Source organism: Sandarakinorhabdus sp. DWP1-3-1 (assembly GCF_049896705.1).
Lineage (GTDB): Bacteria > Pseudomonadota > Alphaproteobacteria > Sphingomonadales > Sphingomonadaceae > Sandarakinorhabdus.
Genome location: NZ_JAFCUV010000001.1, coordinates 696,632 through 710,920 on the forward strand (window position 1 = coordinate 696,632; position 14,289 = coordinate 710,920).

Annotated in this window: 11 protein-coding genes and 1 tRNA gene; 10 read left to right on the forward strand and 2 right to left on the reverse strand. The window is 67.6% G+C overall.

From position 1 onward, the window contains the following. Positions 1-10: 10 nt before the first annotated feature. Positions 11-1,459, forward strand: a complete 1,449-nt coding sequence (locus ACP7AI_RS03225) for an SPOR domain-containing protein (protein ID WP_426166542.1) — start codon at positions 11-13, stop codon at positions 1,457-1,459. Positions 1,460-1,588: 129 nt separating this feature from the next. Here ACP7AI_RS03225 and ACP7AI_RS03230 read toward each other — a convergent pair whose 3' ends face one another. After that, a complete protein-coding gene (locus tag ACP7AI_RS03230; RefSeq protein ID WP_426164005.1) occupies positions 1,589-5,026 on the reverse strand; it encodes an indolepyruvate ferredoxin oxidoreductase family protein in 3,438 nt (1,145 codons plus the stop codon). 134 nt (positions 5,027-5,160) lie between these two features. On the opposite strand from ACP7AI_RS03230, the gene ACP7AI_RS03235 reads away from it, so the two are divergent. From ACP7AI_RS03235 to ACP7AI_RS03245, 3 genes are read left to right on the forward strand one after another with little or no spacing between them, the layout of a single operon-like run. After that, positions 5,161-5,868 carry an endonuclease/exonuclease/phosphatase family protein gene (locus ACP7AI_RS03235; protein ID WP_426164008.1) on the forward strand — a complete coding sequence of 236 codons (708 nt, stop codon included), beginning with the start codon at positions 5,161-5,163 and terminating at the stop codon, positions 5,866-5,868. Continuing rightward, positions 5,865-7,364, forward strand: coding sequence for a phospholipase D family protein (locus tag ACP7AI_RS03240; RefSeq protein WP_426164010.1), 1,500 nt, complete (start codon positions 5,865-5,867; stop codon positions 7,362-7,364). The genes ACP7AI_RS03235 and ACP7AI_RS03240 overlap by 4 nt, the downstream gene beginning before the upstream one ends. 29 nt (positions 7,365-7,393) lie before the next feature. Beyond that, entirely contained in the window at positions 7,394-7,594 is a 201-nt protein-coding gene (locus ACP7AI_RS03245; protein WP_426164013.1) for a hypothetical protein, read from the forward strand. Here the strand turns inward: ACP7AI_RS03245 and ACP7AI_RS03250 are convergent. Then, positions 7,578-9,260 (reverse strand): formate--tetrahydrofolate ligase, encoded by a 1,683-nt coding sequence (locus tag ACP7AI_RS03250; RefSeq protein ID WP_426164015.1) that lies wholly within the window; start codon positions 9,258-9,260, stop codon positions 7,578-7,580. The genes ACP7AI_RS03245 and ACP7AI_RS03250 overlap by 17 nt on opposite strands. A gap of 164 nt (positions 9,261-9,424) precedes the next feature. Here ACP7AI_RS03250 and ACP7AI_RS03255 point away from each other — a divergent pair, with 164 nt between their 5' ends. From ACP7AI_RS03255 to tig, 6 genes are all read left to right on the forward strand, one after another. Further along, entirely contained in the window at positions 9,425-10,867 is a 1,443-nt protein-coding gene (locus ACP7AI_RS03255; RefSeq protein ID WP_426164017.1) for a cytochrome ubiquinol oxidase subunit I, read from the forward strand. A gap of 5 nt (positions 10,868-10,872) precedes the next feature. Continuing rightward, entirely contained in the window at positions 10,873-11,877 is a 1,005-nt protein-coding gene (cydB, locus tag ACP7AI_RS03260) for a cytochrome d ubiquinol oxidase subunit II (protein ID WP_426164019.1), read from the forward strand. 1 nt (position 11,878) lies between these two features. Beyond that, a complete protein-coding gene (locus ACP7AI_RS03265; protein WP_426164021.1) occupies positions 11,879-11,980 on the forward strand; it encodes a DUF2474 domain-containing protein in 102 nt (33 codons plus the stop codon). A gap of 110 nt (positions 11,981-12,090) precedes the next feature. Further along, positions 12,091-12,408, forward strand: coding sequence for a superinfection immunity protein (locus ACP7AI_RS03270; protein ID WP_426164023.1), 318 nt, complete (start codon positions 12,091-12,093; stop codon positions 12,406-12,408). Positions 12,409-12,474: 66 nt separating this feature from the next. Then, a tRNA-Leu gene (locus ACP7AI_RS03275) sits at positions 12,475-12,559 on the forward strand. Between the two features lie 40 nt (positions 12,560-12,599). Continuing rightward, positions 12,600-14,270 carry a trigger factor gene (gene tig / locus ACP7AI_RS03280; RefSeq protein WP_426164025.1) on the forward strand — a complete coding sequence of 557 codons (1,671 nt, stop codon included), beginning with the start codon at positions 12,600-12,602 and terminating at the stop codon, positions 14,268-14,270. Positions 14,271-14,289: the final 19 nt, after the last annotated feature.

Sequence of the window (14,289 nt, forward strand, 5' to 3'; positions counted from 1 at the left end):
GACGCTGTTGATGGTGCTTGCCGCGGCTCCGGCCCTGGCGGCGCGGCCCAAGCCGGCACCGGCGCCGGTCGCCGCCCCGGTGCCGCCGGCGCCGAGCGTCAAGCAGGGTGTCGAGCTGTGGCGCGCCGGGGACTATGCCGGCGCCGTCGCCATGTGGCAGCCCTTTGCCAACGGCAATGATGCCGATGCGATGTTCAATATCGGCCAGGCGTACAAGCTGGGCCGCGCCGTGCCCAAGGACCTGGGGCTGGCCCGCGACTGGTATCGCCGGGCCGCGGCCAAGGGCCATCTGCCGGCGCAGGCCAATCTGGGCATCCTGTTGTTCCAGGCCGGCGAAAAGGCGGAAGCCGTGCGCTGGTTGAAGGCGGCGGCCGACAAGAACGAGATGCGGGCGCAATATGTGCTCGGCGTCGCCAGCTGGAACGGCGATGGCGTACCGCGCAGCATGACGCTGGCATACGGCTATCTGGCGCGGGCCTCTGCGCAGGGCCTGCCGGAAGCCAAGACCGCGCTGGACAATCTGACCGGCATCATCGCGCCGGTGGAACGCGCCAATGGCTGGGCGGTGGCGACGAGCCTCGCCGGCGGCAATGGCGTGCCGCCCGAATTCGCGCCGGGCGCGCCCCGGCAGGCACTGGCTTTGAATCGCGATGCAGTGATCAAGCCCCTGCCGCCCGTAACGCCGCCCGCAACGCCGCCGGTCACGCCGCCGGTGGTGTTTGCCAAGGCTGCCGAGCCGACGGCACCGGCGCCGACCGGCATCGCCGCGGTGAACCCGGCCGCCCTGCCGCCCTCGGCCCAGCTGGTAAAACCGGTGCAGGGGCCGCCGCCGCCGTCTGTCGCGCCGGTATCGGTGGCAAGCAGCGTGCCTGTACGGCCGCCGGTGCCCGCATCGATGCTGACGACACCGGCGCCGGTACGCCCCGCCACCCTGCCGCCGGCGCGGCCGGCGCCGTTGACCGCGGCCGCGTCGACGCCGGTGCCGATCTCCGCACCGGTTCCGCAGCCTGCCGTGCGGAGCGCGACGCTCGAGGCCCGCCCGGCGGCGCCGCCGGTGGCAAGCGTGGCGGTACCGTCATCGCTGCCGACGCCTGTGGAAACGACTGCGGCGGTGCCGGTTCCGACGCCCCGACCGGCTGCGGTCGCGGCTCAGGCGTCCAGGCCCAAGACGGTTGAAACTGCGGCGCTGTTGCCCAAACCTGCCGTCAAGCTCCCGCCCAAGCCCGCCGGCTGGCGCGTCCAGCTCGGTGCCTTTGCCAAGCGGGCGCAGGCGGAGGTCGCCTGGACGGATGTTGCGACCAAACAGAAACAGCTCGTCGGCAAGCAGCGGCCGATCTACCAGGCCGACGGCAGCGTGACCAAGCTGCAGATGGGGCCGTACAAGGACAAGACGGCGGCGCGCGACGCCTGCGCGAAGATCGCGTTTACCGGGCGGGCATGTTTCGTGACCGAGGGGTGAGTCTTCCCCCTGAGGGGGGAAAGCGAGAGATGGCGCAGCCGGCCTGGGGGGCAGCCCAGCGTGGCCACAGGCGCGCGACCCCCACCCGCTCGGCCGCGCCGAGTCGCTTCCACCGTAAGGGGGAGGAGGTCAGGCGGCTGCGCGTGCCGCCTCGCCGGGCCATTTCGCCCAGAGTGCCGTCCGGCGCTTGGCGACGGCCTCGCGCTGGGCAGCCTTGACCGGGCCGAAACCGCGGACGTCCATCGGCAGCTTGGCGATGGCGATTGCCATGCTGACGTTGCTGTCGGTCAGGCCGGCGATCAGGCGGTCGACCTCGCCCTCATAGGCGGCGATGTCGGCGCGTTCATCGCGGCGTTCGGCGCTGTAGCCGAAGACGTCGAAGGCGGTGCCGCGCAGGCCCTTCATCTTCGCCAGCAGGCCGAAGGCGGTGAAGATCCACGGGCCGAAACTGCGCTTTTTCGGGCGGCCGGTGGCGGGGTCGAGGCCGCTTAGGAACGGCGGCGCGAGTTGCACCTTCAGGTTGCCGCCGCTGAACTGGGCGTCGAAGGCCGCCTTGAAGCGACCGTCGGAATAGAGCCGGCCGACTTCATATTCGTCCTTGTAGGCCAGCAGCTTGTAATGGCTTCTTGCCACGGCTTCGGCGAAGGCATCGCCGCCGGCGGCGCGGGCTTTCGCCACCAGCGCGGCGAAGCGATCGGCATAGGCGACGTCCTGATAGGCGGTCAGATCGGCGATGCGCCGGGCGATGACCTCGTCGAGCGTCGTCGCCGGCGGCGCGACAGCCGGGCCGCGCGCCTCCTCGACCATCGCCAGCACCTTGTCGGGGCGGGTAGCGAGCAGCCTTCCCAATCCAAACGCGCGCTTGTTGAAGTCGACGGCGACACCGTTCAGTTCGATCGCCGCCTCGATGCTGGCGCGCTGCAGCGGGATGAGGCCCTTCTGCCAGGCATAGCCCATGACGATGATGTTGGAGGCGATGGCGTCGCCCATCAGTGAGACGGCCACGGTATCGGCGGCGATGAAGTCGCAGGCATTGGGGTTGGACGCGCCGCGAATGACCTTTTCGACCTGCGCCGAGCGGAAATCCAGGTCGCGGTTGCGGACGAAATCGGCGGTCGGCGCGATGTCGGCATTGGCGACGACGGCGGTGCGGGTCGGGATCATCAGCGTCTGGGTCGGCTTGTCGGCGGCGACGACGGCGTCGCAGGCCAGCACCAAGTCGGCACCGCCGGCGATGATGCGGGGGCTCAGCAGGTCCTCGTTCTTCGTCGCCAGGCGGACGTGCGAGTACACGGCGCCGCCCTTTTGCGCGAGGCCGGCCATGTCGGCGGTGGTGGACGCGAGCCCCTCCAGATGCCCGGCGGTGCCGAGCAGCGCCGACACGGTCAGCACGCCGGTGCCGCCGATGCCGGTGACCATGATGTTATAGCCATGGCCGGGGGCGGGCACGCTTGGCTCCGGCACGTCGGCGAATTCGAAATCGACCTTGGATTTCTTGACCTCGGCGCCTTCGATCGTGACAAAACTCGGGCAGAAGCCCTTGAGGCAGCTATAGTCCTTGTTGCAACTCGACTGGTTGATGCGGCGCTTGCGGCCGAATTCGGTTTCCAGCGGCTCGATCGACACGCAGTTCGATTGAACCGAGCAATCGCCGCAGCCTTCGCAGACGGCGCTGTTGATGAAGATGCGCTGCGACGGATCGACCATCGTCTTGCGCTTGCGCCGGCGGCGCTTTTCGGCGGCGCAGGTCTGGTCGAAGATGATGATCGTGGTGCCGGCGGTGGCGGCGAATTCGTCCTGGATGGCAGGCAGCGCCGAACGATCGAGCAGCCGGACGGAAGACGGCAACACAACCCCCTGGTAACGCGACAGGTCTTCCGTCAGGACGACGACCTTCCTGGCGTTTTCGGCGACCATCTGCTGGGCGATCTGGTCGACGCTCAGCTCGCCGTCGTGTTTCTGGCCGCCGGTCATGGCGACAGCGTCGTTGTAGAGGATCTTGTAGGTGATGTTGACGCCCGCCGCGATCGACTGGCGGATCGCCAGCAGGCCCGAATGGAAATAGGTGCCGTCGCCCAGATTGGCGAAGACGTGCCTTTCGCTGGTGAACGGCGCCTCGCCGACCCAGGTCACGCCTTCGCCGCCCATCTGGGTGAAGGTTTCGGCGCGGTCCATCCACAGCGCCATGATGTGGCAGCCGATGCCGGCAAGCGCGCGCTGGCCCTCGGGCGGCTTGGTCGAGCTGTTGTGCGGGCAGCCCGAGCAGAAATAGGGTGTGCGCTTGATGGGAGTCACATAGGCATCGGACTTGCGCGACTGGTCGTCGAAGAACGTCAGCGTCTTGCGGATGTTTTCGGTGTCGTGATAACGCTGGATGCGCGCCGCGATGACATGGGCGATGACGCCGGGGGTCAGCTCATTGTCGGGGCTCAGCAGCCAGTCGCCGCGCTCGTCATGCTTGCCGACGATGCGCGGGCGGACGGCAGGGTTCCAGTTATACAGCTGCCATTTCAGCTGGTGCTCGATGAACTCGCGCTTTTCCTCGATGACGAGGACTTCCTCGAGCCCTTCGGCGAAGGCGCGCATGCCATCGGGTTCGAGCGGCCAGGGCATGCCGACCTTGTAGACGCGCAGCCCGATGTCGGCAGCAACGGCAGCGGTGATGCCCAGTTCGTCGAGCGCCTCCATCGTGTCGGCATAGGCCTTGCCGGTGGTGACGATGCCGAAGCGGGGTTTCGGCGTGTCCCAGACGATGCGGTCGATCCGGTTGGCCTTTGCAAAGGCGAGCGCGGCGAAGCCCTTGTAGCGTTGCAGGCGGGTATCTTCCTCGCGCCAGATGTCGCCGCCGCGGATATGGATGCCGCCTTCCGGAAATTCGAAATCCGGAATGATGATCGGTTTCCATTCATTGGCGAGGTCGATGGTGGCGCTGGTCTCGACCGTGTCGGCGGTGGCCTTGAAGCCGACCCAGGTGCCGGCAAAGCGGCTCATGGCGAGGCCGAGCAGGCCATATTCGACGAATTCATGGACCGAGGACGGCGCCAGGAACGGCACGAACGCCGCCTGGAAATTATGATCGGACTGATGCGGCAGGGTCGAGGATTTGGCGCCATGGTCGTCGCCGACGATGGCAAGGACGCCGCCATGGGGCGAGGTGCCGGCGGCATTGGCGTGCTTCAGCACGTCCATGGCGCGGTCGAGGCCCGGGCCCTTGCCGTACCAGATGCCGAAGACGCCATCGACGGTCGCGCCGGGGCGCATGCCGACGTGCTGCGAACCCCAGACCGCGGTGGCGCCGAGTTCTTCGTTGACGCCGGGTTGGAAGACGATGTTGCGCTCCGCCAGCATCTTCTTGGCGCGCCAAAGTTCCTGGTCATAGGTGCCAAGCGGCGAGCCACGATAGCCGGAGATGAAGCCGCCGGTGTTAAGCCCCGCCGCCTTGTCGCGCGCCTGCTGCACCAGCGGCAAGCGGACCAGCGCCTGCACCCCGGACATGAACACACGCCCTTCGGTAAAGCGATATTTGTCATCGAGCGATACAGGCGGCAGGCCGGCGACCATCAGCATATCCCAAGGTTTATTTAGGTCAACAATACTGACCTATGCAGGTATTGGCAAGTGACCATAGCATAATGCCCGCCGCGTCATTTTCGCCACCCGGGGGGCTGGCCAGCGCTGCAAATGGGTGCTTGGCTGGCGCCATGGCGATTTCGGTGCTGGCAGCCAGCTACAACATTCAAAAGGGTATCGGCACCGATTTCCGGCGCCGGCCCGACCGCACCCTGGCGGTGCTCCACGAGATCGGCGCCGACATCGTCGTGCTGCAGGAGGCCGACCGACGCTTCGGCAGCCGCGAGAGCGCGCTACCGCTGGCGGCGGTGGCGGCGCAGGGCTGGCGCTGCGTGCCGTTCGAAACGCGGCCGCTGTCGATCGGCTGGCATGGCAACGCCGTGCTGGTATCGGACCGGGTGACCATCGTGCGTCAGGCGACGCTGCCGATCCCGGCGCTGGAGCCGCGCGGCGCTGTGCTCGCCGACCTGTCGATCGATGGCGCGGCGCTGCGGGTGGTGGGGATGCACCTCGATCTGTCGGGGCTGTGGCGGCGGCGCCAGGCGCGGGCAGTGCTGCGGCATTTGGAGCGGCATCCGGGCGATCCGCCGGTGCTGGTGATGGGCGACATGAACGAATGGCGGCCATCGGCAGCGGCGATTGCCGACTTTTCGGCGGTGCTGACGCCGGTGCCGACGGGCCCGAGCTTCCATGCCCGCATGCCGATCGCGGCGCTCGACCGGATCTTTGTCGGCGGAGAGGTCGGTGTCGTCGGCGCCGGCGTCCATCACAGCGCGCGGGCGGCGGTGGCGTCGGATCATCTGCCGGTCTGGGTGCGGCTGGAGCTGTCGGGCGAATGAGCTGGCTGTGGCTGGTGGTGCCGGCGCTCGGCTGGCTGGCGCTGTGGTGGGCCGGACGACTGCCGCGGCGGCGGGACCGGCCGGCGTCGGCGGCCTATGACGATACCGCCGATACCGCGCTGGGTCGGGCGGTCGCCATGGCGGCTGCTGCCAACCCGGGCCTCAGCGGCGTGCGGCTGGTCAGCGATCCCGCCGATGCGCTGAACAGCCGGCTGGCACTGGTCGCGGCAGCCGAGCGCTGCATCGATATCCAATACTATATCTGGCGCGCCGATGCCTCGGGCAGGCAGCTGCTGGCGGCGTTGCGCGCGGCGGCGGATCGCGGCGTCAGGGTGCGGCTGCTGCTCGACGACAATGGCATCGGCGGGCTCGACCAGCTGCTGGCGGCGCTCGACAGCCATGCCGGCGTCGAGATCCGGCTGTTCAACCCGTTTGTCATCCGACGGCCGAAGGTCGTTGGTTATCTTACCGACTTTCCGCGGCTGAACCGCCGGATGCACAACAAGAGCATGACCGTCGACAACCAGGTGACGATCATCGGCGGGCGCAACATCGGTGACGAATATTTCGGCCGGCATGCGCAGGAGCAGGTTGCCGACCTGGATGTGCTGGCGGTCGGCGCGATCGTGCCGATGGTGTCGGCGGATTTCGACCGGTACTGGGCGTGCCGATCGGCCTGGCCGACAACCCGGATCCTGCCGCCGGCGACCCTTGGCAGCGACCTGGCACTGTCCGACGACCCGGGCGCCGCGGCGAGCATGCCCGACCTTGCCGAGGGCCTCGAATGGGTGCCGGTGTGGATGGTCAGTGACGACCCCGCCAAGGGGCTGGGGCGGGCGCGGACGCGCGGGCTGATCGGCACGCGGCTGCGCGCCGCGATCGGCCAGCCGCGGCACCGCCTGGGGCTGGTGTCGCCCTATTTCGTGCCGACCGACAGTGGCGTCACGTCGCTCGCCGCGTTGACGGCCGCCGGGGTATCGGTCGACGTGCTGACCAACTCGCTGAAGGCCAACAATGTCGCGGTGGTCCATGCCGGCTATGCGCCGTCGCGGCGGCCATTGCTGCGCGCCGGGGTGCGGCTGTGGGAGTTGAAGGGCGCGCATCCCGAGAAACGGGCGCGGCTGAAGCTGCGGCGCGGCGTCGTGCGCGGGTCGGCCTTCAAGTCGAGCGGCACGGCGCTGCATGCCAAGACGTTCACCGTCGATGGCGAGAAGATGTTCGTCGGGTCGTTGAACCTCGACCCGCGGTCGGCACGGCTGAACACCGAAATCGGTTTCGTCATCGAAAGCCGAACACTGGCGGCGGGTTTGCAGGGCTTCTTTGATGGCGATATCGCCCAGGCGGCATATGAGGTGAAACTCGATGGTCGGCGGCTGCGCTGGATCGAGCGCGACGGCGACCGGACCATCATCCATGACCATGAGCCGGGGACGGGGCCGCTGCAGCGTGCGGTGATCTGGGTGGCCAGTCACCTGCCCGCGAAGTGGCTGCTGTGATAGGCGGCAGGTCCGAAGGCTGGGATGCAGTGGCCGTGGCGTTCCTGACGGCGCGGTCCGATATCGGTGCCGATGTCGTCCGAAGCTGGGCCGCAGCCAACCTGCCGGCCGGTGCCAGCATCGTCGACGTCGCGTTCTGCGATGTCGCCGGGCTTCGCATCATCGAAACGTGTGTCGACGTCGGCGGCAACCATTATTGCGATGCCGTCAGGGTCAGTCCAGCCCGGTGATGTTGCCCGCCGCGTCGACGCCGATGTGGTTTGCCGCCGGGGCTTTCGGCAGGCCGGGCATGGTGTTGATGTCGCCGCAGAGTGCGACGACGAAGCCGGCGCCGGCCGACAGGCGGACCTCGCGGATCGGCAGCAGATGCCCGCTGGTGGCGCCGCGGATGCTTTCGTCGGCGGTGAAGCTGTAGGGGGTCTTGGCCATGCAGACGGGCAAGGTGCCGAAGCCCTGTTTCTCGAAGGCCGCAAGCTGGCGGACAGCGGCGGCGGTCAGCGCGATGTCCGACGCGCGATAGATCTCGCGGGCGACGGTGCGAAGCTTGTCGGCGAGCGGCATGGCGTCTGGGTAGAGAAAGCGGAAATCGGCGCTGCCGGCGTCGGCGAGGGCAGCGACGCTGCGGGCCAGGTCCTCGGCCCCGGCGGCGCCGTCGGCCCAGTGGCGGCAGAGATGCGCCGGAACGCCGAGCACGTCGCGGCAATGGGCGATGACGGCGGCCTGTTCGGCGGCGCTGTCGGTGGTGAAGGCGTTGAGCGCCACGACGACGGGGATGCCGAAGCGCGCCATGTTCTCGACATGGCGGGTCAAATTGGCGAGGCCGGCGGTGAGAACCGCGGAGTCGTCCCGACCGAGATCGGCGAGCGCCGCGCCGCCGTGATATTTGAGCGCGCGGACGGTGGCGACGACGACGGCGACCGATGGCGCGAGGCCGGCGCTGCGGCACTTGATGTTGCAGAATTTTTCGGCGCCGAGGTCGGCGCCGAAGCCGGCCTCGGTGACGGTGAACTCGCCGAGCGCCAGCGCGGCGCGGGTGGCGACGACCGAATTGCAGCCATGCGCAATGTTGGCGAAGGGGCCGCCGTGGATGAGCGCGGGCGAACCGCCGATGCTCTGGACGAGGTTGGGCAGCATGGCATCGACGAGAAGGGCGGTCATCGCGCCGGCCGCCCCGATGTCGCCGGCGGTGACCGGGGTGCCGGCCTCGTCGCGGCCGATGCGGATACGGGCGAGCCGCGCCTGCAGGTCGGCGAGGTCGTCGGCAAGGCAGAGGATCGCCATGACCTCGGACGCGACGGTGATGTCGAAGCCGGTCTCGCGGGCCGGGGCGTTGCCCGCGCCCATCCCGGTCGCGATCTGGCGCAACGCCCGGTCGTTCATGTCGAGCACGCGGCGCCAGGTGACGTGGCGGGCATCGAGTGGCAGCCCGGTGGCGGTCGGCAGGCGATAGTGGAGGGCATTGTCGATCAGCGCCGCCAGCAGATTGTGCGCCGACGTGATGGCGTGAAAATCGCCGGTGAAGTGCAGGTTGATGCGCTCCATCGGCACCACTTGCGACTGGCCGCCGCCGGTGGCGCCGCCCTTGCGACCGAATACCGGGCCGAGCGACGGTTCGCGCAGCGCGATCACAGCCTTCCTGCCGATGCGGTTGAGCGCATCGCCGAGGCCGATCGTCGTCGTCGTCTTGCCTTCGCCGGCAGGCGTCGGGTTGATCGCGGTGACCAGCACCAGCCGGCCGCGCGGGCGATCGGCGAGCGCTTGCAGTGCGCCGGCCGACAGCTTGGCGATGTGGTGGCCTTGCGGCTCGATATCGGCCAGGCCGAGGCCGACGCCGGCGGCGATCTCCCGGATCGGGCGCAGGGCCGCCGCGCGGGCAATGTCGATGTCGCTGGTCAAGTGGTCCCCCGCAGGTTTTCCCCGCTTATAGCCGGGAATGAGCCGCTGCCGACGGCGTATTTTGGCCCGGATGTCCGCGCCCTGCGGCGAAAAGCCCGCGCGGCGCCGGAAGGCTTCTGCTATGTGGCGCGCGACGCCCTATCGTTCGGTCACCCGGAGCAGGCATGTTCGACACTTTCTCGGCGCTGACCCTGGCCCGGATGCAGTTCGCCTTCACTGTATCGTTCCACTTCATCTTCCCGTCGTTCACGATCGGGCTGGCGAGCTATCTGATGGTGCTGGAAGGGCTGTGGCTGAAGACCGGCCGCGACGTGTTCCTGCAGCTGTTCAAATACTGGCTGAAGATCTTTGCCATCACTTTCGGCATGGGCGTCGTGTCCGGGATCGTTATGGCGTATCAGTTCGGCAGCAACTGGGCGGTGTTCTCGGACAAGGCCGGGCCGGTGATCGGCCCGTTGATGGCCTATGAGGTGTTGACGGCGTTCTTCCTCGAGGCGGGGTTCCTCGGCGTCATGCTGTTCGGGCTGGAGCGCGTCGGCAAGCCGCTGCATTTCGCCGCGACCTGCATGGTGGCGCTCGGCACGGCGATTTCGACCTTCTGGATCATCTCGGTCAACAGCTGGATGCAGACGCCGACCGGCTATGGCATCAATCCGAAGGGCCAGTTCTATGTTCAGGACTGGCTGGAGGTCATCTTCAACCCGTCGATGCCGTACCGGCTCGCCCATGTGCTGCTGGCGGCCTATCTGACGACGGCACTGGTCGTTGGCGGGGCAGGCGCCTGGCACCTGCTGCGCGACCGCCGCAAGGGGCTGGCGACCAGCGAGGGCACGCGCATCATGTTCTCGATGGCGATGTGGATGGCCGCCGTCGTCGCGCCGCTGCAGATTTTCGCCGGCCACGAACATGGCGGCAACACGCTGCAGCACCAGCCCGCCAAGATCGCCGCGATGGAGGGCCATTACGACAGCTATCCGAACGGCGGCGCGCCGCTGATCCTGTTCGGCATTCCCGACGACAAGGCGCAGGCGATGCGCGCCCGGGTCGAGATCCCGCGGCTGGGGTCGCTGATCCTGAAAGACGATTTCGACGCGCCGATCGTCGGGCTCGATGGTTATCCCGCCGCCAACCGGGCGCCGGTCGCCATCGTGTTCTGGTCGTTCCGCGTGATGGTCGGCATCGGCGTGCTGATGCTGGCGATGGGCCTGTGGAGCCTGTGGGCGCGGGCCCGCGGTCAGCTGTTCGATTCACCCTGGCTGCACCGGCTGGCGCTGCTGATGGGGCCGACGGGCTTTGTCGCGGTGATCGCCGGCTGGGTGACGACGGAGGTCGGGCGCCAGCCGTTCACCGTTTTCGGGCTGCTGCGTACCGCCGACAGCGTCTCGCCGCTGGCGGCGCCGGCGGTGGCTGCGTCGCTGATCGCCTTCATCATCGTCTATTTCGGCGTGTTCGGAGTGGGCACGTGGTTCATCATCAAGCTGATGGGCCATGAACCGCATCCGGGCGAAACAGGTCCGACTCGCGGGCAGGGCGCGGATGGCATCACCCGCGCCGCCGGCATCACGCCGGCGCCGCAGGTCGACCCCGATGCAGTGATGGCGGAGTAGCGGCGATGGCACCGAACGACACGCTCTCGCTGATCTGGGCCGGCATCATCGCGCTGGCGGTGTTCGGTTATGTCGTCATGGACGGCTTCGACCTGGGGCTCGGCATATTGTTCCCGTGGTTTGCCAAGGGCGAGCACAGGAATACCGCGGTCAACACCATCGCGCCGGTGTGGGACGGCAACGAGACCTGGCTGGTGCTGGGCGGCGGTGGCTTGTTCGCCGCATTCCCGCTGGCCTATGCGGTGCTGATGCCGGCGGTGTACACGCCGCTGATCGCGATGCTGCTCGGGCTGGTGTTCCGCGGTGTCGCGTTCGAGTATCGCGCGCGGACGACGCGACTGTGGATCTGGGACGCGGCCTTTGCCTTTGGCTCGACGATGGCGGCATTTTCGCAAGGGGTGATCCTCGGCGCCATCCTGCAGGGGGTGAAGGTCAGCGGCCGCGCCTATGCCGGCGGCTGGTGGGACTGGCTGTCGCCATTTTCGCTGCTGACCGGCGTATCGGTCGTCGTCGGTTATGCGCTGCTTGGCGCCTGCTGGCTGATCTATCGCACCGAAGGCGGCCTGCAGGACCAGGCGTTCCGGATGGCGAAACTCGCCGGCGTGGCGACCCTGGTTGCTGTCGTCGCGGTGAGCCTTGCGACGCCGTTCCTAAACCATGACTATTTCAGCCGCTGGTTCTCGGCGCCCGGCCTGTATCTCGGGGCACCGGTGCCGATCCTTGTCGCCGTCTGTTCGCTGCTGTTCGTCCGGGCGCTGGCGCGACGCGCGGAACTGCAGCCGTTCCTGCTGGCGCTGGCGGTGTTCCTGCTCAGCTTCATCGGGCTCGGTTTTTCGATGTTCCCCTGGCTGGTGCCGGGCGAGGTAACGATCTTCCAGGCGGCCACGGCGGAGAACAGCCAGGTGTTCATGCTGATCGGCGTCGGCATCATGCTGCCGATCATCATCGCCTATACCGCCTATGCCTATTGGGTATTCCGCGGCAAGGTCGGCCACGAAGGCTATCACTGAGGTGAAGTCGCGGCAATTGCTGTGGTTTTTCGGCCTGTGGGCGGCGGGTGTCGCCGCCGTCGGGCTGGTTTCGCTGCTGCTGCGGGCCTGGATCGGGCACTGATGCGGACCTGATCGCCACCCGGATCGATCCGGAACGGATATGCTTAATCGCCGTTAACCGCAGGGTAAGTTGCTATCGTGCAGCTTGCGCTTGGGGTGAAAGGAACGGCGATGATCAGTGGCACAGCGTTCTGGGTAGCCTGGTGGATCTTCGTTTTTCTGGTCGTGTTCAATTTCCTGCCCGCCGCCATCGCCTATGCCCAGCGCCATCCGCGTCGCCACACGTTGGCGGCGCTGAATGTCGTCTCGCTATTCTCCTTTGCCCTGTGGCTGGTGCTGATGGCTTGGGCAGTCGGCGGCCGCCGGGACGATTCGAGGGTGGCGATGTTTCTTGCCAAGCGCCAGAATCAGCTGATGCTCGGCGTCAGCATCGCGCTCATGGTCGTCTTCAGTTTCGGCTCCACCCTCTACGGCCTCGACCTGATTTGACGCCGGGCGGGCCGGCAGCCTTGCGCGTTGCCGCAGCGTTGCTATAGACGCGCGCTTCACTCCTAAGCGGGCGTGGCGGAATTGGTAGACGCGCTGGTTTTAGGTACCAGTGTCGAAAGACGTGGGGGTTCGAGTCCCTTCGCCCGCACCAGGTCCGCGCGCCGGACTTCGCCGAAAGACGAGACAGACAGATGCAGATCGCCGAAACGTTGAATCAGGGTCTCCGCCGCGAATATTCGCTGGTCATTCCCGCCGCGACGCTGGCCGCCCGGGTCGATGCGCGCCTTGCCGAAGTGTCGAAGACGATCCGCATGCCTGGTTTCCGCCCCGGCAAGGTGCCGCCGAACCTGGTGCGCAAGATGCATGGCGAGGCGCTGCGCGGCGAGGCGCTGCAGGCGGCCGTCAATGACGGCGTCCAGCAGCTGCTGAGCGAAAAGCAGCTCCGCCCGGCGAACCAGCCGCAGGTCGACCTGGAAGGCGACATGACCGAAGGCAGCGATGTCGGCTTCAAGGTCGCGCTCGAGGTGCTGCCGACCGTGGAGGACATCAAGATCGACGACCTGCAGCTCGAAAAGCTGGTCGTTGCTGCCGATGACAGCGCCATGGACGAGGCGCTGAAGCGCCTGGCCGGGCAGTCGCAGCGCAGCGAGGCCGCACCTGTCACTTATGAGGCCAAGACCGGCGACACCGTCGTCATCGATTTCGAGGGCCGGGTCGACGGCGAACTGTTCGACGGTGGCAAGGGCGAGGGCATGCGCGTCACGCTCGGCTCCGGCCAGCTCATCCCGGGCTTCGAGGATCAGCTCGTCGGCGCCAAGGCCAACGATGAGCGCACCGTCAAGGTGACCTTCCCCGAGGATTACAATGTCGCCTATCTGAAGGGCAAGCCGGCCGAATTCGCGATCGTCGTGCAAGCGGTCGAAACGCCGGTCGAGAGCGCGATGGACGACGAGTTCGCCAAGAATTTCGGTATCGACTCGCTCGATGCTCTGAAGGAAATTCTCAAGGACCAGCTCGATGCCGAGCTCGGCGGGCTGACGCGCACGCACATGAAGCGCAAGCTGCTCGATACGCTCGCGGCGCGCCATGATTTCGACGTTCCGGAATCGATGGTCGACGGTGAATTCGAGCAGATCTGGAACCAGCTGCAGCAGGAAGCGGCACAGGATGCCGACCCCGCTGCCGCCCAGGCGCAGCTGGAGGCCGAGCGCGAGGACTATCGCCGTATCGCCGTTCGCCGCGTCCGCCTGGGCCTGCTGCTGAGCGAAATCGGCCAGCGCAACAACATCACCGTGACCCAGCCCGAGATGAATCGGCTGATCGGGCAGGAAGCCGCGCGCTACCCCGGCGAGCAGCAGAAGGTGGTGAAGTTCTTGCAGGAGAACCCGATGGCCGCCGCCCAGCTTCGCGCGCCGCTGTACGAGGACAAGGTCGTCGATTTCCTGCTGTCGAAGGCGACGATCACCGAGCGCAGCGTCAGCCGCGCCGACCTGGAAGCCGCGATCGAGGACGAAGACGAAACGCCGGGTTCGGCACACATCCATGATCATGGCCATGCCGGGCATGTCCATGGACCCGATTGCGACCACGACCATGACCACGCGCCGGCGAAGCCGAAGAAGGCCGCCAAGGCCAAGGCCGTGAAGGCCGAAGCCCCGGTCGAGGCGGCGCCTGTCGAGACAGTCGCTGTCGAGTCTGGCCCTGTCGAGTCTGGCGCTGTCGAAGCACCGGTCGAAGCGGTGCCGGTGAAGAAGGCGGCCAAGGCCAAGGCGGCGCCAGCTGTCGAAGCGCCGGCAGTGGCCGCTCCCGCTGCCGAAGCGCCGGCCAAGCCGAAGCGTGCGGCGAAGAAGGCGGCCGAGTAGCACCATGTTCCTCGGGCGG

Coding starts and splice junctions, on each gene's coding strand:
- ACP7AI_RS03235 (WP_426164008.1), top strand. CDS start 5,161: ATGGCGATTTCGGTGCTGGCAGCCAGCTACAACATTCAAAAGGGTATC.
- ACP7AI_RS03240 (WP_426164010.1), top strand. CDS start 5,865: ATGAGCTGGCTGTGGCTGGTGGTGCCGGCGCTCGGCTGGCTGGCGCTG.
- ACP7AI_RS03255 (WP_426164017.1), top strand. CDS start 9,425: ATGTTCGACACTTTCTCGGCGCTGACCCTGGCCCGGATGCAGTTCGCC.
- cydB (WP_426164019.1), top strand. CDS start 10,873: ATGGCACCGAACGACACGCTCTCGCTGATCTGGGCCGGCATCATCGCG.
- ACP7AI_RS03225 (WP_426166542.1), top strand. CDS start 11: ATGGTGCTTGCCGCGGCTCCGGCCCTGGCGGCGCGGCCCAAGCCGGCA.
- tig (WP_426164025.1), top strand. CDS start 12,600: ATGCAGATCGCCGAAACGTTGAATCAGGGTCTCCGCCGCGAATATTCG.
- ACP7AI_RS03230 (WP_426164005.1), bottom strand. CDS start 5,026: ATGCTGATGGTCGCCGGCCTGCCGCCTGTATCGCTCGATGACAAATAT.
- ACP7AI_RS03270 (WP_426164023.1), top strand. CDS start 12,091: ATGATCAGTGGCACAGCGTTCTGGGTAGCCTGGTGGATCTTCGTTTTT.